This is a genomic window from Novosphingobium sp. Fuku2-ISO-50 (assembly GCF_001519055.1).
Classification (GTDB): domain Bacteria; phylum Pseudomonadota; class Alphaproteobacteria; order Sphingomonadales; family Sphingomonadaceae; genus Novosphingobium.
On the sequence record NZ_KQ954303.1, the window covers coordinates 23055 to 40096 of the forward strand.

Here is a 17042-nt window from a genome sequence, read left to right on the forward strand (position 1 = left end):
GTTTTGTATGGGCGGTCGTCACTGGATGATGAAATTCTTGAAATAGACCGCGTCGACCCCGCCGAAGCCTTCGGTATCGGTCAGCACTTTGTTGATCGCCTGGGTCAGTCGGCGTTGCAGCGCTTCCTTGCCTTGCGGGGTCTGGATCGATTCGTCGGTGGTGTCGGCCAGCACCGCCAGCATGGCCGAACGGATCGCCAGTTCATGTTTCTTGAGCCAGGCGACCACGCGATAATCGCGGTGCGTCGAACAGGCGACCGAGATCTGGACCAGCGATTCGCTGCCTTTGAGGTTCGACGTGAAATCCTCGGAAAAGCTGAAATAGAGCGTGCGATATTCGCTGCCGCCGTCGCCATCGACTGCCTTGCCGCCTTCACCTTCGGCTTCCTTGGCCGCCGGGGCGAAAGGATCGGCTTCGCCTTTGCGGATCAGCTTGGGGTGGTTGTCTTCCTTGATCACGACTTTGTTCCCGCCGCCGATCAGGCCGGAGGCGACCAGTCCGAAAACCCCGCCGCCGCCGACGCCCAGGAGGGCGACCGCGCCGACGATCTTGATCATCATGCCGCCGCCCTTTTTTGCGGGCTTGGCCTCTTTGTCCTTTTTCTCACTCATCGCGCGTCACACGCCCCCTTCAAGCAAAAATCCCGCTGGCGTCGGTGGCATCGCTGCCGCTCCGCGCGGTGGGTGATGGATTGGCCGGGCGCGCCTGCGCGGCGGCCTGGCGATTGCTGCCGCCACTGGCCGCCTGCTCGGACCCGGAGCCGGAACTCGAACTTGCGCTGTTGCCCTGATTCGCAGTGCTGCCCTGATTTCCGGTGCTGCCCTGATTTCCGGTGCTGCCCTGATTTCCGGTGCTGGTCGCGCTCTGGTCGGGCTGATTGCCGCCGCTGTTGGTGTTGCCGGCATCGAGGCCACTTGAGCTTGCCCCGGAACTTGCGGTCGCGGCGACGACGGCCGGGGCAAAGCCCGGATCGGCGCTGTTCATGGTGACCGACAGGCCTTCGTCGCGTGCGCTGAACTGCATCGAGACGCGGCCAAAATCCTGATGCTGCATGGTCACGCCGACCGCAGCGGCGGCGCTGGTGCTTTCGGACCGCGCGCGGGCGATCGAATCGACCAGGGTCGCGAAATCGGTCGGTGTTTCGCTTGTCGGCGTGGCCGTGGACGACTGGGTTGCCGCGTTCGACTGATGGGGCGCTGTCGCCGCCGTCAGCGTGGCGGCGGTCGCGGCGGCCGGGGTGGCGGCAGTGGTGTCGGAACTGGTCGCCGTCTTGCCGCTGGCGGTGGAATGCGACGCGTTGGCCTGTGATGCGTTGGCCTGTGATGCGTTGGCCTGTGATGCGGTTGCCTGTGATGCGGTCCTGGCGCCGGACGGAGCGCTGACGGCGCTTGTCGCGCGGGGGCTGCGGCTCGACGTGGTGGTCGGCAGGGTGGCGGTGCGGATCTGCGGATCGGCGACGGTCGCGGCATAGGCGCCCAGATTGGCGTTGGGCCGGGCTGCGGCGGGCGTCGTCGCCGGGTCGGACGATGCAGTCTGGGTCTGCGTATCGGTCGCAGCACCGGCGGTTTGGGTCGCTGCGCCCGGATTGCCGGGTGTTTGAACGGTGGGCGGGGTTTGAGCCGTGGATGTCTGGCTGCTGCCGGACGTTTGGGGGGCGGCGGTCCGGGGCTGCGCCATGGTCAATGCCGTCGGGACCGGCGTCGGCTGGATCGGCGGCGCCGGCGTGATCGTGGTATCGGTCGAAGCCGCCTTGGCCTGGGTGGCATCGCTGGCCTTGGCCGACTTGTCGCGCGCGGTGTGGCCGGTGCCCGTGCCGATACCCGTTCCCGTCGCGGCTTTGGTCGCGACCGGCGTTGCGGCAGGGGTCGCAGATGCGGCAAAGATCAGGCTTGTGACCGGCAAGGATTTGCCGGGGGTTGCCGCCGGGGCCGGGGGTGTTGCCGGGGCTGCCGCTGTCGGCAAGGTTGCTGCCGAGGCGTCCTGTTGCGCCTGCAAGGTCGATGCGAACCCTCCCGTGGCTCCCGACGAAGCACCGGAATCGCTGTTTGCTGCGGGGTTGGGCAGCGTTGTCGAGGTGGTCGCTGCCGGGGTTGCGCTGACGGCAGAGGCAGCGGCGGCAATCGTGACGGTCATCGACTTGGTGCTCCCGGCGAGGTGGTATTCATGGTTAAGCGAGAAGCGTGCCAATTCAGGACGTCCGCGCGCACCGGATCAGGTTTTGCGGGATGGGCGGGCGCCGAGCGGCACGGCAGCGGCGGCCTGATGACGGGCGATGCGTTGGGCGGTGGCTGTTGCACGGTCTTCGACGGCGGCGCGGCTGCGCTCGGCGGCGGCGGCTTCGGCGGCGCGGGCATCGGCCTGATCGCGCGCGCGGGCCACATCGGCGTCGGTGCGTGTGGCCATGCGCTGCAATTCGCCCAGATAGATCCGCTGGCGCACGAGGTCCGCGCCGCAGTCGGCATCGGTGCGCGTGGCATAGCCGGTGATCAGCGTGGCGGTGCGCTGGCCCAGCGTTTCAAGGTCGGCCAGCCGCGCTTCGGCGCGTCCGGCTTCGCTCAGCGCGGTTTGCCGGGCGATCGCACGCAGCTTTTCCAGTCGTTTGAGCCGGGCAAGGCGCGCGCGTTCAGCCTTCATGGCCCAGCAATTCGCTCAATTGGGCGATGCTTTGCGCCAGCGGCACGATGTCGCTTTGCGCCTGTGCGAGAAAGGCGCTCAGCCGGTCGTGCATCGCGATCGCGCGGTCGAGCTGCGGATCGGCACCCTGGCGATAGGCGCCCATCAACACGAGATCGCGGTTGGCTTCGTATGTCGCGACCAGCGCGCGGAACCGCCGGGCGAGCTGGGCGTGCCGCGGATCGACGATGTCGTTCATCACCCGGCTGAGCGATGCGGCAATGTCGATTGCGGGATATTGTCCGCGCTGCGCCAGATCGCGCGAGAGCACGACATGCCCGTCGAGAATCGCGCGCGCGGTGTCGACCACCGGGTCGTCCTGGTTGTCGCCGTCGGCCAGCACGGTGTAAAGTCCGGTGACCGAGCCGCCGCTCGCCGCCGAATTGCCCGCGCGTTCGACGAGCTTGGTGATCGTCGCCAGCGCCGAAGGGGGATAGCCGCGCGCCGCGCCCGGTTCGCCGAGCAAGAGGCCTATTTCGCGCGCGGCATGGGCAACGCGGGTCAGGCTGTCCATGATCAACAGCACGCGGCGGCCCTGTTTGCGGAAATGTTCGGCCATGCTGGTCGCCAGCATCGCGCCGCGAATGCGCAAGTTCGGCGCATGGTCGGCGGGCACCGCGACAATCACGCTGCGCGCCTTTTTGGCGCCGTTCATGTGACGCTCGACAAAGTCCGACACTTCGCGTGCGCGTTCGCCGATCAGCCCGACGATCACCACTTCGGCCTCTGCCCCATGCGCGATCATGTCGAGCAGGACCGATTTGCCGACTCCCGATCCGGCCATGATGCCGATGCGCTGGCCCACGCCGAAGGTGGTCATCGCGTTGAGCGCGCGAACGCCGACATCGAAGGGAATGCGGACCGGCGCCCGGTCGAGCGCGCCCGCGCGCACCCCGCCGGCGGGCCATTCCTGCCCCGCCGCGATCGGTCCGCGGCCGTCGATCGGCTGCGCTTCGCCATCGACCGCGCGGCCGAGGAAGGCCTCGCCCACCGGCAACATGCCGGGCCTGCCTTCGGGCCGGACCCGTGCGCCGGGACGCAGCAGGACCGGATCGCCAAGCAGCATCATCAGCGTATGGCCGTTGCGAAACCCGATCGCTTCGGCGCTAAGCGTGCCGCGCCCGTGCGCGATGCGGCATTGCGCGCCGATCGGCAGCGCCAGCCCGCTGACTTCGAGCAGGCCGCCGTCGCAGGCGGAGACCACGCCATAGCGGCGCGGGCCGGATTCGGGCCGCGCCATGGCCAGACGGTCGAGCAAGGGAAAGACCGGGTTCAACATGCGCGAAGCGCCTCGTCGAGCGCGGCGCGCCATTGCGCCGGGCCGTCCTCGACGCCGCCGCCCGCGGTCTCGACGCGCACCGCGCCGCGCTCCAGCTTTGGATCGGGTTCGCAGTGGCAGTCTTCGGGCAGGCGGCCATGGACGAGCGCCAGATCTTCGGGATGAAGGCGGATCACGCGTTCGTCGGCGGCGCGCTTGAACATCGCGACGGCGGTCGCGACGCGGCGCGCCAGGCTGTCGGGCGCGATCGCCGCTTCGCCGAGCACAGCATCGCACAGCGCGATCACCGTGTCTTTCAGCCGCTGGGCAAAGGCTTCGGTCTCGGTCGCATCCAGCCGCGCCAGCGCGGTCTCGATACGATGGCGCGCGGCGTCGGCGACGGCCATCTCGGCGCGGGCGGCGGCGGCGCCTGCCTCGGCCCCTTCGGCATAGCCGCGGGCAAAGGCGTCTTCGACCGGGTCGGGCATGGTGTCTGGCGCCGGATCGTCGCCAAGGCGTTCGAACGGCGAATCGAACCGGGTGTCGCGGGCAAAGCCGCGCCCGCTTCGGCCAAGCGCTGCCAGCGACAGGCTGCGCGCGGGCTCAGACATAATCGTCGTCGCCGGCGCCGAACACGATCACCCCTTCGGCGGCGAGCCGCCGCGCAGCGGTGATCATCGCCTTTTGCGCTTCGAGCACTTCGGCCATCTTCATCCGCCCGCGCGCGGCGATTTCATCGCGCACGCCATCGGCGGCGCGCGACGACATGGCGCGGAAAAACACTTCGCGCTTGTCTTCGGGGGCGCCTTTCAGCGCGCCGATCAGCGTGTCGCTGTCGACTTCGCGCAGCAGCGTGCCCATCGACTTTTCGTCGAGCACGAACAGATGTTCGAACTTGAACATCTCGTTCTCGATCGCCTTGGCGAGCGCTTTGTCCTGTTTGCTGATCTCGGGCATGACCCGGCGTTCGATCGCGCGCGTGGCGGCATTGATGATGTCCGCCGCTTCGCGCGGGCCGCCCATGGTCAGCGCGGCCTGGCCATGGCATTCGGTGATCCGCCGGGCGAGCATGTCTTCGAGCATGATCAGCGCATCGGGCGAGACCCGCCCGAGCGTGGCGACGCGATGGACCACTTGCGGCTGAATCTCTTCTGCCAGACCATGGAGCACACCCGCCGCGACATCGGCGTCAAGCTGGACCAGCAGCACCGCAATCGCCTGGGGATGTTCGTCGCGCACCAGCGGCACGAGCACTTGCGGGGTAAGCCAGCGCGCGAGTTCGAGCGAATTGGTGCGCTGTTCGGGCGCGATGCGCTGCATCAGGCTTTCGGTCTTTATCTCGCCGATCGCGCGGGTCATCATGTCGCGGACCTGGCCGACGCGATCGGGCACGATCAGCCCCATGCGTTCGGTCTTTTCGACAAAGCGACCGATCGCATCGGCAATCGCGGCCGGGCTGATTTCGCCCAGCGCACACATCCTTTCGCCCAAAAGGCGCAATTCGGCGGGATCGAGCTGGCCCAGCAGCGAGGCCGCCTGTTCGTCTTCGAGCAGCATGATCATGACCGCGGCGCGCTCCGCGTCGGTCGGGTTCAGGCCATCGCGGGAAAGGTCGGTCATTGCGCCGGCTCCATGTCAGGATCTTTGAGCATCTGTCGCAAGGCGGCGACGGCGGTATCGGGCTTTTCGCGGACGAGCTGTTGGGCCAGGCCCACCTGACGGCCCAGCAGTTCGGGATCGACCGCGCCGGTTTCCGGGTCTTGCGCCGGAGTCATGTCGGGGCGCGGGGTGTCTTCGGCAGCCTCGTCCTCGGTGTCGTCATCGGCAGGGGCGGGCAACGCCCTGGCGGCGGCGGGATCGCGCTTGAGCGCCTTGATCAGCGGCCTGACGCCGAGCAGCAGAGTCAACAGCACCGCGAGCAGCGCGACGCCGTTGCGCACGGCCATCGCGAACCACGGCGTTTCCCAGAATTTGGGCTGGTCGATGGTGACCGGCTGAAAATTGCGCACGACCACCGCGATCTGGTCGCCGCGCGTGGGATCTGCGCCGACGGCGGCACTGACCAGTTGCTTGATCTGATCGATTTCGCCCGGCTTGGCCTTGGCCATCGCCGCCGCGCTCAGCGCGACCGCGACCGACAGGCGGCGGATCTTGCCGGGCCCGGCATTGGTAACGGCGACTTCGCGGCCCAGTTCATAAGTGCGGGTAGACGATGTGTCGCTGTTGGTCGGGCTCGGGCCGGGGGCTGCGGGCGAACTGTTGCCGGTCGGGGCGCCGGGCGAGGCTTGCGGCTGCGGCGGCGGGGTGTTGGACAAGACGCCCGGCACCCCTGCGGCGCCGGCACCGGCAGAGGTCTGCGAGGCGGTCTGCGTTTCGGTGCGCACGGCGCCTTGCTTGTCATAGCTTTCGCGCGCGCTGGTCTGTTGATCCATGTTGAGATCGAGCTGGATCTCGCTGGAAAAATTGCCCGCGCCGAGCATCGGCGTGAGCAGCCCTTCGATTTGTTCGTGCAGCTTGTCTTCGAGCCGGGCCTGCATTTCGATGCGGTCGGCATCGCCCGGCTGGCCGGCGGACAGGAGATGGCCCATCTGGTCGATCACCTTGACCGAATCGAGCGACAGGCCGGGCACCGATCCGGCGATGAGGTTGATGATCGCGGTGACCTGGCTGGCGGCAAGCTGGCGCCCTTTGGCGAGCTTGACCATGACCGAGGCGGTCGGCGGCGAATTGTCGCGGACAAAGGCCGATTTTTCCGGTTCGGCAAGGTGAACGCGCACGGCCTCCACCCCTTCGATCTGCATGATCGTCAATTCCAGCTCGCGCTCGCGCGCGGCCTGAAGCCGCTGGCCCTCGACCGTGCGGCTGGCCCCGAGCGGCAGCTTGTCGATCATCTGTTGCCCGGTTTCTGGGGTGGCCAGCGCGCCATCGGCAGCGGCTACCATGCGCGCCTTGTAAAGATCGTCTTCGCCCACGGTCACCGCGCCGGTCTGGTTGTCGATGGCATAGCGGATCGAGGCCTTGTCGAGCGCGGCGACGACCTGGCCGCGCTCGGTGTCGGACAGCGCGGTATAAAGCACGCGTTGCGGCGCGGGCGCCATTTCGAGCCACAGCAGCCCGGCCATGCCAGCCGCCGCGACACCGGCAAACCACGGCAGCGCGCGGCGCACGGGCGGTTGCTGCATGAACCGGCCCAGCCGCGCCGGCAGGCTGCCGCCCGCCGGATCGGTCAGCGAGGCCAGAAGCGAGGAACCGGGCTCTGGGCCCGATGTGGGGACGAGGTCGGCCATATCGGGTTAGACGCCCAGTTTCATGATGTCCTGGTATGCGGACAGCAGCTTGTTGCGGACTTGCAGGGTGGCTTCGAAGGCGACGCTCGACTGCTGACGCGCAAGCATGACCTGGGCGATGTCGGTGACTTGCCCGGTTTCATAAGCGCCGGTTACCGCTTCGGCGTGGGTCTGCGTCTGGTTGACCGTGTCGAGCGCGGATTTGAGCGCGCCGGTGAACGAACTGCCCGAGGCTTCGGTGGTTGCGGCTCCGGGTGCGCTCCCGGATGCGGTATCGCCGGTGCGGACTTGTTGCAGCAGTTGGTTGCGGTCGATGATCTGTTGGCGCAGCGCCATGATGTCGTGAACACCCGATGCCGCGCCGATGCCGGAAATGCCGCTCATCGACGGCCTCCCGCCACGGCGATGCCGGCTTCACGAAACGAGGCGAGGCGATAGCGCAAGGTGCGCTCGCTGATCCCCAGTTGCCGCGCGGCGGCAATGCGGCTGCCGCCACAGGCATCGAGCGCGGCGAGGATCGCGCGGGCCTCTGACAATTGCACGATGTTCGACAGGCGTGCGCCGCTTCCGGCGGTCATGACCGGGTCTGCCATCGGCGTATCGCCTGCCGTGCGTACCGCGCGGTCGAACGCGATATGCTGCGGCCCGATTTCCGGCGCATCGCCCGCCAGCAACAGCGCGCGGCGCACCACGTTTTCCAGCTCGCGGACATTGCCGGGCCAGGGGTGCTGGGCCAGCATGTCCAGCGCCGCTTCGCCGATCCACGGGATCCGGGCCCCTTGCGGCACGTGGCGCAGCATCATCGTGAAAGCCAGCGGGGCAATGTCGTCGGGGCGTTCGCACAAGGGGCGCAGCATCAAGGGAAAGACATTGAGCCGGTAATAGAGGTCGGCGCGAAAGCGGCCTTCATCGACTTCGGTGGGCAAGTCGCGGTTGGCGCAGGCGATGACGCGCACATCGACCTTGATCGGCTGGGTCGCGCCGATCGGCACGACTTCGCGTTCCTGCAGCGCGCGCAACAGCTTTGCCTGAAGCGACAGCGGCATTTCGGCAATTTCGTCGAGCAGCAGCGTGCCGCCGTTGGCAGCGCGGAAAAAACCTTCGCCCGCTGCGCTGGCGCCGGTAAACGCGCCCTTTTGATGACCGAACAGCATGGCTTCGAGCATGGTTTCGGGCATTGCCGCGCAATTGATCGCGATAAACGGCTTGTCCGCGCGGGCCGAACGATCGTGGATGAAGCGGCTGAGCACTTCCTTGCCGGTTCCGGTCGGGCCGTTGATCAGCACGGGGATGTCGCTGGCGGCGATGCGTTCGGCCAGAGCGAGCACCGACAGGCTTTCGGGATCGGCGGCGACAGGGCTGCCCGCCGGCATGGCGCAGGCGATCAGCGCGGCGAGCGAGGCTTCGCCGGCACCATCGGTATAATCCAGATGGAACTTTTCACCCGGTCCCCGACGAATGGTGCAAGGCCGGCCAGGCTGTGCCCGCCCCAGCCGTACCGTGCGTGCCAGCGGCAGGGGGATCGGCGTGACTTCGTCCGCGTCGAGCAGAAAGACCGGAAAATGGGGTCCGGGTGTGCCCATGACCGAAGCCGCGCGCTGCACCAGCGGTGCATGCGCGGATTTTGCCGCGTCTGAAATCTGCAGTCCGTTGTGTTCGCGCTTCATCAATTGCTGCCCCGTCTTAACCATGTCTCGTGAGCAGCTTTTCGCGCGAAAACGACAAAGGGTCCGGTAATTTAAGCCTCGTGCCTGTCCTGAGGAGAAGTGCGTAGGTGCGGCAAGTCCTGGCCGGAGGGGGGCTTAAATCCGGCACGGTTTTGCCGGTCTTTGCCGTGAGAGCCGGGTCGAGAGTGACTGGACCCGACCCCCATGAATTCAGGCCCTCTATCCGGAGAGTAACCATGAGCGTAATCAACACGAACATTTCGGCGCTGCAGGCTTCCAACGCGTCGAGCTCTGCCAGCTCGATGACGTCGAAGGCGATGCAGCAGCTGTCGACCGGCCTGCGCATCAACAGCGCCGCCGATGACGCGGCGGGCCTGGCCATTTCCAACACGATGACCTCGCAGATCAACGGCATGAGCCAGGCGGTGCAGAATGCCAACGACGGCATCTCGCTGGCGCAGACCGCAGGCGGCGCGCTGAACGAAGTGACCAACATGCTCCAGCGCGTCCGCGAGCTGGCGGTGCAGTCGAGCTCGGGCACGTATCAGGCGTCGGATCGCACCTCGATGCAGTCGGAAGTGTCGAACCTGACCAATCAGATCTCTTCGATTCTCAACACCACGCAGTTCAACGGGGTCAACGTGTTTGCCGTCACCTCGGGGGCGCCGGCCACCGACGGATCGCAGGATGCGACGTTCACCATTCAGACCGGCGCCAACAGCTCGGCCAGTTCGGGCAACACGGTGACGATCGATTCGGTCGCGTTCAACGGATCGACATTCTTCGGCAGCACGAGCGGCACCGGCAACACGTCGTACAGTTCGGCCAGCGGCGCGACCCAGTCGCTCGACGTGACGACGCAGAGCGCCGCCGCGACCACGATCACCAATGTCGATTCGGCTGTGGCCCAGGTCAACGCGACGCAGGCCTCGCTCGGCGCGGCGCAGAACCGGCTGACCTCGGTGGTCAACAATCTCAACACCAACATCACCAACCTGTCTTCGGCGCGCAGCCAGATCCAGGATACGAACTACTCGGCGACCACCACCCAGCTCGCCAAGTCGCAGATCCTCTCGCAGGCGTCGACCGCGATGCTCGCCCAGGCCAACCAGAGCCAGCAGAACGTGCTCTCGCTGCTCAAGTAAACCCCCGCGCCGATCCCTCTTCTGCTGCGCGTCTCCACCGCGCGGCGGGATGGTCAAGACCCTGCTGCCCGTCTCCACCGGGCAGCGGGGTTCTTGCGTTGCGGTGTCGCCGGGCAACAGAGGTCAAATCAACCTCATGTAAGCAAACAAAAAATCTTTCGATCTTGCGGCATTAAATTGCCGGATTTTGCTTAAAACCGGCAAGAATTTGCCGCTCTAGCGTAGGACAGCCGCTTCGTTCCGAACCGGTGCGGCAGTCATTTCGGTAAGAATATTTACCCTGGAGATCACAGATGAGTGTAATCAACACGAACATTTCGGCGCTGCAGGCGTCGAATGCGTCGAGCTCTGCCAGCTCGGCGACGTCGAAGGCGATGCAGCAGCTGTCGACCGGCCTGCGCATCAACAGCGCCGCCGATGACGCGGCGGGCCTGGCCATTTCCAACACGATGACCTCGCAGATCAACGGCATGAGCCAGGCGGTGCAGAATGCCAACGACGGCATCTCGCTGGCGCAGACCGCAGGCGGCGCGCTGAATGAAGTGACCAACATGCTCCAGCGCGTCCGCGAGCTGGCGGTGCAGTCGAGCTCGGGCACGTATCAGGCGTCGGATCGCACCTCGATGCAGTCGGAAGTGTCGAACCTGACCAACCAGATCTCTTCGATTCTCAACACCACGCAGTTCAACGGGGTCAACGTGTTTGCCGTCACCTCGGGGGCGCCGGCCACCGACGGATCGCAGGATGCGACGTTTACCATTCAGACCGGCGCCAACAGCTCGGCCAGTTCGGGCAACACGGTGACGATCGATTCGGTCGCGTTCAACGGGTCGACATTCTTCGGCAGCACGAGCGGCACCGGCAACACGTCGTACAGTTCGGCCAGCGGCGCGACCCAGGCCATGGACGTGACGACCCAGGCCGCCGCCGCGACCACGATCACCAATGTCGATTCGGCTGTGGCCCAGGTCAACGCGACGCAGGCCTCGCTCGGCGCGGCGCAGAACCGGCTGACCTCGGTGGTCAACAATCTCAACACCAACATCACCAACCTGTCTTCGGCGCGCAGCCAGATCCAGGATACGAACTACTCGGCGACCACCACCCAGCTCGCCAAGTCGCAGATCCTCTCGCAGGCGTCGACCGCGATGCTTGCCCAGGCCAACCAGAGCCAGCAGAACGTGCTCTCGCTGCTCAAGTAAACCCCCGCGCCGATCCCCCATCCGGCCGCGCGTCTCCTCCGCGCGGCCGGATCATCAAGACCCCGCCACATTGACGCCCGACGACCGCAAGGCCGCCGGGCGTCAATGTATCTGCCAACCCGATACGAAAACGGCCGCCCGGAGCGTTCCGGACGGCCGTTGCGGGGAGGCGGCGGGGAAGGGGTGGGCGTCAATCCATCAGCAGGATCGACATGCGCCGGTTACGCGGATCGGTCGGGCTGGCGGGGAGCAGCGGATCCTGATCGGCCACACCCTCGATGCGGCGAAACCGTTTTTCCGACACGCCGAAGCGCATCAGCGCAAGCCGCGTGGTTTCGGCGCGCCCGGCCGACAACGACCAGTTGTTCGCCGGATCGCCGGGGCGCCATTGCAGGCTGTCGGTATGGCCGCGCACGGTAAGGCCATTGGGCTCTGGCGCGATCGCCTGGGCAATCGTCTGGATCAGCTGGGTCGCCTGGGGCGTCAGGATCGTGGTGCCGATGCGAAACATCGAGAAATCGGCATCGTCCATCAGGTCGAGCCGGATGCCTTCGGGCGTCATGGTCAGCCGCACTTGCTTGGCCAGCTTGGCCAATTGCTGGTTGGCCTGCAGCTTTTGTTGCAGCCGCTGTTGCAGCGTCGCGGTGCGTTTCATCTTTGACCCGCCGTCCTTGGGGCCGCCGGTCGCATCGCGCGGAATGGTCATCGTCTTGGTGCCGGTCTGCCCGGCGCGATAGGGATAGTTGTCGACATCGGTCAACGACGATCCGCCGAGCAGGCCATTGGAACCGGCGCTGCCCTGGCGGGTCTTGACGAGCGTCGGGGTGAAATAGTCGGCAATCCCCTTGCGCTGCTTTTCAGTGGTTGCACCCAGCAGCCACATCAGCAGGAAGAATGCCATCATCGCGGTGACGAAGTCGGCATAGGCGACTTTCCACGCCCCGCCGTGATGTCCACCCGCGACAACGGTGATCTTCTTGACGATGATGGGCGGCGGGAGTTCCTTCGCCTTGGGCTTGGCCATGATCGCTCCTTATCGTCCGCGCAGCGCGTCGAGGAGTTCGGACAGGCCGGGGCGGAAGGCATGGCCCAGTCCGGACCGCGCGCTTTCGACCACGAGCGGCTGCGGCCAGCCGTGGAGCGAGGCGACGATCACCTGCTTGACCGCCTGAAAGATCATTTCGTCCTGATCGAGCACTTGCTTCAACCGTCCGGCCAGCGGCGCAACGATGCCATAGGCGAGCAAGACGCCCATGAACGTGCCGACCAGCGCCGAGCCGATCATCGCGCCCAGAATCGCGGGCGGCTTGTCGATCGAGCCCATCGTCTTGACCACGCCGAGCACCGCCGCGACGATCCCGAGCGCGGGCAGCCCGTCGGCCAGCCCCTGCAAGGCATGGTGAGCTTCGGACGCTTCATGGAAATGGGTCTTCATCGCGTGATCCATGACATCTTCGACCGCATGGACTTCGAGCGTGCCCGACGAGACGACGATCAGCGTCAGCGTGTCGCAGATCAGCGAAACCAGCGCATGATTGCCGAGAATCTTGGGAAATTCGGCGAAAATCGTGGAGTTTTTGGGGTCGGTGACATGGCTTTCGAGCGCGACGGGGCCGTCGCTGCGCAGGATTTTCATCAGCCGGGTGCACAGCACGATGGCATCGACATGGTCCTGCTTGGAATGCCTGGGCCCCTTGAACACTTTGCCCATCCCGGCGCCGATGCCTTTGAGTTCGTGCATCGAATTGCCGGCAATGGTCGCCCCCAGCGCCGCGCCGCCGATGATCAGCATTTCGTGGGGGATCGATTCCATGACCGGGCCGAGCGCGCCGCCGGTAATGGCAAAGCCGCCAAAGACCATGACGAGCAGAACGACAATGCCGATACCAGCAAACATTTCGGGGTGTGCTCCGTTCGCTCTGGCGGATCAGTTGCCGATGACGCTGAACAGCGACAGCGACGACATCTTCACGAAACAGGCCTGGCTGGCCTGAAGCGCGGTGGTCAGTTGCTGCAGCTTGATCGCCGCCTTGGACACGTCGGTATCGCCGACCTGGGATTCTGCGGTCGCGCGCGCGGTGCTTTGCGCGGTCAGATTCTGCGTGTTGAGCGTGATCCACGATTCGCGCGAGCCGATCACGGTCTGTGCCGTGGTGACCGCGTCGAGCCCGTTGGACAGCGAGGTCAGCCCGTTTTGCGCGGCGGTCTGCGCCGCAGAGCCGCCCGCCTTGAGCGCGGTGGCGAGCGCGCCGATGGTGTCAATGACATTGGTGGCATTGCCCGACGCGTCGGTCATGGACAGGACTTCGGGCCCGGTCAGGCTGGTCTGCACGGTCTGACCGCCGCCGATGGCAAGCGTCTGCGACGTGCTGGTGCCGCCATAGACGGCATTGCCGGAGGCATCGAGGGAATAGGCATCGCCCGAAACCCCGCCGCCAAACAGCGCGTTGCCGTTTGAATCGCGCGAATTGGCCAGGCTCAGCAAATCCTTCTGGATCTGCGACAATTGCGTGCCGATCGTGGCGCGCTGCGAATCCGACAGCGTGCCGGTGGCCGCCTGGGTGGTCAGCGTCTTGGCCTGGTTGATGTCGTTGACCATCTGGGTCATCGCCGAATCCGCCAGTTGCAGATTGCTCGTGGCCTTGTTGGCCGAAGCGGTGTCGACGGTGGCCGTGGCATCCTGCAACTGCATCATGCGCATTTGCGCCGCCGCTTCGGGATTGTCCGATGCGGCGGTGAACTGTGCGCCGCTGCTGATCGAATTGTTGACCGCACTGACCTGCTGCTGCAGCGAGGCAAGCTGCTCTGCCGCAGTGGTATAGAAAGTGCTGGTGCTGGTCGAACTGATGGTCGTCATGGCGATTGCCCTGTTGCTGCCGGGCCGATGCGGGCCCGATCAGGATCAGTGGAGATTGAGCATGCTGGTGAAGATGTCGCTGGCGGTCTGCATGACTTTGGCCGATGCCTGAAACGCCTGCTGATATTTGACGAGATTGACCGCTTCGGTGTTGAGATCGACGCCCGCTTGCGCCGACAGGCTGGATGCCGCCGCGCTCGACAGCGTCTGCAGCGTGGTCTGTGTGGTCGTGGCGCTGCTGACCGAGCCGGAAATGTCGGTCAGGATAGCGTTCATCGTGCCCGCCGGATCGAGCGTGGTCAGCGCGCTGGTCAAGGCGGTCAGGTTGGTCGTATCGGCGCTCTTGGCGGCGGACCCGCCGGCGGCGGTGGCGATCGCGCTGCCGTTGCTGGTCGTCATCGTCAGCGTTGCTGCGGTCGTGCCCGAAAACAGCGCGGCGCCGGTCGTACCGGTCAGATCGGACCCGCTGGCCTGTTGCGTGTTGACGGTGGTCGCGATCGACGAAGCCAGGCTGTCGAGATTGGTGCCGATCTGGTTCAGCTTGGTCAGCGCGGCCTGATTGCCGGCGATCGATCCGCCGCCGAGCGTGACCGCCGCATTGCCGACCGCCAGCGATTCGGTGCCGTCGCTGTTGGTCGTGGTGGTCAGCGTGTTGGTCGACGTGCCGGTCACCAGCGGCGGGCCGCTGACGCCGCCGATGTTTACATTGGCGCTGCCGTCGGCCTGGATGGTCGTGGCGATGTTGGCGTATTGGCTGATCTGGTCGAGCAGGCTGTCGCGCTTGTCCATGAGGCTGGCGCGGTCGCTGGTGGTGACATCGCTGTTGATCGACGAGGCGCCCGATGTCGCCGAAAGCTGGGTGTTGATCGCCGCCAGCTGCGTGCCGAGCGTGTTGATCTGGCTGACGCCGTTGGTCACTTCGCCTTGCAGCCCGGTCTGCGTCGCCGACAGGCCCTGCGCCGCGATCTGGAAAGCGCTGGTCATGGTCGACGCGGCCTGGATGACGGTCGCGCGCGCCGAACTGTCGGTCGGATTTTGCGCCAGCGTGGTCAGCGAATTCGTGAATGTGCCGATCGCGGTGAACACGCCGGAATTCTCGACTGCCGTTTCGACATCGGTGAGGCCCGATACCGTGCTGGTCGCCTGCGCGGTATCCGAAGCGGTGCGCCGTGCTTCGGACTGCAGGAAGCTGTCGGCATTGCGCACGATTCCCGAAACCGTCACGCCCGACAGCGAGACATCGTTGGCGGTGCTCCAACTGCTGGCCGAGGCGACTTCGACGGTGTTGGCGGTGCGCCGGACATAGCCGTCGGTCGATGCGTTGGAGATGTTCTGCCCGGTGAGGTCGAGCGCGATTTCGGCAGCTCTGGCACCGCTGGCGGCGATCGACAGGAGGTTGCTGGTCATGGCTGCGTGCTCCCTGTTGCCGCGGCAGGCCCGGCTGTAGCGGGAGATTGGCCCGACAGTTGCGCTTCGACCTGTTTGGCAAGCCCGAGCGCGCCGCTTTGCGCGGTCAGATCGGCAAACCGTTCGTCGCGCATGGCAGTGAACGTGTCCTTGCCCTTGTCATCGCCCCACAGCGTGTCGCCGAAATTGCTCTGGCGCGCAGAGGACAGCATCTGGCGCACGAAGATCGCTTCAAACGCCTGTGCCGCCTGGTGCAGGCGGGCCTTTTCGGCGGGGTTTGCCGCCGGAGCGGCGCCGCCGGATGCTGCGCCGCCGGATGCTGCGCCGGTTGCGCCGCTTGCTGACGAGAGCGTGGTCATATCACTTCCATTTCCGCCTTGAGCGAGCCGGCCTGTTTGAGTGCTTCGAGAATGGCGACAAGGTCCGACGGGCTGACGCCGAGCTTGTTGAGCGCGTCGACCAGCGAGGACAGCGAGGCACCCGGTTTGAACAGTGCGACATGGGCATCGCCTTCGGAGACCGTGATCTTGCTGCTGGGGGTCGTCGCGGTGCGCCCCTGGCTGAAGGCATTGGGCTGCGACACTTGCTGCTTTTCATCGATCCGCACGACCAGCTTGCCGTGGCTGATCGCCGCAGGGGTCAGGCGCACCGCGCTGTTGATCACGACTGTGCCGGTGCGGCTGTTGACGATGACTTTGGCCGGGGTTTCGCCGGGCGTCAGTTCGAGCATTTCGATCGATGCCATCAGGCTCGCGCGGCGGTCGGCGCCGGCGGGCAGGCGCAGCGCCAGCGTCACCCCGTCTTCGACAGTCGCGGTCTGGGGATATTTCGCATTGATCGCATCGCGCACGCGCGACGCCGTCAGGAAATCGGCCTGAAACAGGTTCCAGCGCAAGACGTCGCCATGGTCAAACCCGGTGTCGACCGCGCGTTCGACGGTGGCCCCGTCGGATATGCGCCCGACCGTCGGCACGTTGACGGTCAGTTGCGATCCGTCCTTGGCCGTGATGCCGAGCCCGCCGACCGCAAGATTGCCCTGGGCCATGGCATAGATCTGTCCGTCCGCACCGACCAGCGGGGTCAGGATCAGCGAGCCGCCGCGCAGCGACTTGGCCTTGCCGATCGTGCTGACGGTGACATCGATGCGTTGTCCGGGCTTGGAAAAAGCGGGCAAATCGGCGGTCACCAGCACGGCGGCGGCGTTTTTCAGCCCCGGCTGGATGCCCGGCGGCAATTGCAGGCCAAGCCGACCCGATACGCCGCGCATTGCCTGCGTTACATATTCGAGCGTATCGTCGCCCGTGCCGGGCAAGCCGACGACAATGCCATAGCCGGTCAACTGGTTGGTCCGGATGCCTTGAAACGTGCCGAGATCGCGTATGCGATCGGCATGGGCAGGCGGCGCCAGAACCAGTGCAAACAGCAGCCCGACCGTCAGCACCAGCAGGCGCAGTGCCAGCGCACGCAGCCTGGGCGTGGTCGGGCCGGAAAGATGCCGGGGAAAGGGGGCGATGGGCACTGTCATGGCGTTATTCCCGAACTGCG

17 protein-coding genes are annotated in these 17042 nt (G+C 66.0%); 2 read left to right on the forward strand and 15 right to left on the reverse strand.

The features are described 5' to 3' along the window. Positions 1 to 18: 18 nt before the first annotated feature. The 9 genes from AQZ50_RS17725 to AQZ50_RS17770 form a co-directional block, all read right to left on the reverse strand. Positions 19 to 612: a flagellar basal body-associated FliL family protein gene (locus AQZ50_RS17725; protein ID WP_067748330.1), complete on the reverse strand. Its 594-nt coding sequence runs from the start codon at positions 610 to 612 to the stop codon at positions 19 to 21. 19 nt (positions 613 to 631) lie between these two features. Beyond that, positions 632 to 2134 (reverse strand): hypothetical protein, encoded by a 1503-nt coding sequence (locus AQZ50_RS17730; RefSeq protein ID WP_156427423.1) that lies wholly within the window; start codon positions 2132 to 2134, stop codon positions 632 to 634. Between the two features lie 78 nt (positions 2135 to 2212). After that, positions 2213 to 2635, reverse strand: a complete 423-nt coding sequence (locus tag AQZ50_RS17740) for a hypothetical protein (protein ID WP_067748336.1) — start codon at positions 2633 to 2635, stop codon at positions 2213 to 2215. After that, entirely contained in the window at positions 2625 to 3953 is a 1329-nt protein-coding gene (locus tag AQZ50_RS17745; protein ID WP_067748338.1) for a FliI/YscN family ATPase, read from the reverse strand. Before AQZ50_RS17745 ends, AQZ50_RS17740 begins: the two co-directional genes overlap by 11 nt. Further along, a complete protein-coding gene (locus AQZ50_RS17750; protein WP_067748339.1) occupies positions 3947 to 4543 on the reverse strand; it encodes a FliH/SctL family protein in 597 nt (198 codons plus the stop codon). The genes AQZ50_RS17745 and AQZ50_RS17750 overlap by 7 nt, the downstream gene beginning before the upstream one ends. Beyond that, positions 4536 to 5552 carry a flagellar motor switch protein FliG gene (gene fliG, locus AQZ50_RS17755; protein WP_067748341.1) on the reverse strand — a complete coding sequence of 339 codons (1017 nt, stop codon included), beginning with the start codon at positions 5550 to 5552 and terminating at the stop codon, positions 4536 to 4538. Before fliG ends, AQZ50_RS17750 begins: the two co-directional genes overlap by 8 nt. Beyond that, positions 5549 to 7219 carry a flagellar basal-body MS-ring/collar protein FliF gene (gene fliF / locus AQZ50_RS17760; protein ID WP_067748343.1) on the reverse strand — a complete coding sequence of 557 codons (1671 nt, stop codon included), beginning with the start codon at positions 7217 to 7219 and terminating at the stop codon, positions 5549 to 5551. The genes fliG and fliF overlap by 4 nt, the downstream gene beginning before the upstream one ends. A gap of 6 nt (positions 7220 to 7225) precedes the next feature. After that, positions 7226 to 7603: a flagellar hook-basal body complex protein FliE gene (fliE, locus tag AQZ50_RS17765; RefSeq protein ID WP_067748345.1), complete on the reverse strand. Its 378-nt coding sequence runs from the start codon at positions 7601 to 7603 to the stop codon at positions 7226 to 7228. Then, positions 7600 to 8910: a sigma-54 interaction domain-containing protein gene (locus tag AQZ50_RS17770; protein WP_231730389.1), complete on the reverse strand. Its 1311-nt coding sequence runs from the start codon at positions 8908 to 8910 to the stop codon at positions 7600 to 7602. Before AQZ50_RS17770 ends, fliE begins: the two co-directional genes overlap by 4 nt. 212 nt (positions 8911 to 9122) lie before the next feature. Between AQZ50_RS17770 and AQZ50_RS17775 the strand changes: the two genes are divergently transcribed. After that, a complete protein-coding gene (locus tag AQZ50_RS17775; protein WP_067748347.1) occupies positions 9123 to 10031 on the forward strand; it encodes a flagellin N-terminal helical domain-containing protein in 909 nt (302 codons plus the stop codon). 293 nt (positions 10032 to 10324) lie between these two features. Beyond that, a complete protein-coding gene (locus tag AQZ50_RS17780) occupies positions 10325 to 11233 on the forward strand; it encodes a flagellin N-terminal helical domain-containing protein (RefSeq protein WP_067748349.1) in 909 nt (302 codons plus the stop codon). 190 nt (positions 11234 to 11423) lie between these two features. Here AQZ50_RS17780 and AQZ50_RS17785 read toward each other — a convergent pair whose 3' ends face one another. Genes AQZ50_RS17785 through AQZ50_RS17810 form a run of 6 tightly spaced genes read right to left on the reverse strand, consistent with a single transcriptional unit; the run spans position 11424 to position 17022 of the window. Continuing rightward, positions 11424 to 12257, reverse strand: coding sequence for a flagellar motor protein MotB (locus AQZ50_RS17785; protein WP_067748351.1), 834 nt, complete (start codon positions 12255 to 12257; stop codon positions 11424 to 11426). Between the two features lie 9 nt (positions 12258 to 12266). Continuing rightward, positions 12267 to 13130: a flagellar motor stator protein MotA gene (motA, locus tag AQZ50_RS17790; RefSeq protein ID WP_067748353.1), complete on the reverse strand. Its 864-nt coding sequence runs from the start codon at positions 13128 to 13130 to the stop codon at positions 12267 to 12269. 30 nt (positions 13131 to 13160) lie between these two features. Next, complete coding sequence (locus AQZ50_RS17795) at positions 13161 to 14090, reverse strand: flagellin N-terminal helical domain-containing protein (RefSeq protein ID WP_067748355.1); 930 nt, start codon at positions 14088 to 14090, stop codon at positions 13161 to 13163. A gap of 45 nt (positions 14091 to 14135) precedes the next feature. After that, positions 14136 to 15497, reverse strand: a complete 1362-nt coding sequence (gene flgK / locus AQZ50_RS17800; protein ID WP_067748357.1) for a flagellar hook-associated protein FlgK — start codon at positions 15495 to 15497, stop codon at positions 14136 to 14138. Continuing rightward, a complete protein-coding gene (locus AQZ50_RS17805) occupies positions 15494 to 15856 on the reverse strand; it encodes a rod-binding protein (RefSeq protein WP_067748359.1) in 363 nt (120 codons plus the stop codon). The genes flgK and AQZ50_RS17805 overlap by 4 nt, the downstream gene beginning before the upstream one ends. Next, entirely contained in the window at positions 15853 to 17022 is a 1170-nt protein-coding gene (locus tag AQZ50_RS17810; protein WP_067748361.1) for a flagellar basal body P-ring protein FlgI, read from the reverse strand. The genes AQZ50_RS17805 and AQZ50_RS17810 overlap by 4 nt, the downstream gene beginning before the upstream one ends. Between the last annotated feature and the right edge of the window lie 20 nt (positions 17023 to 17042).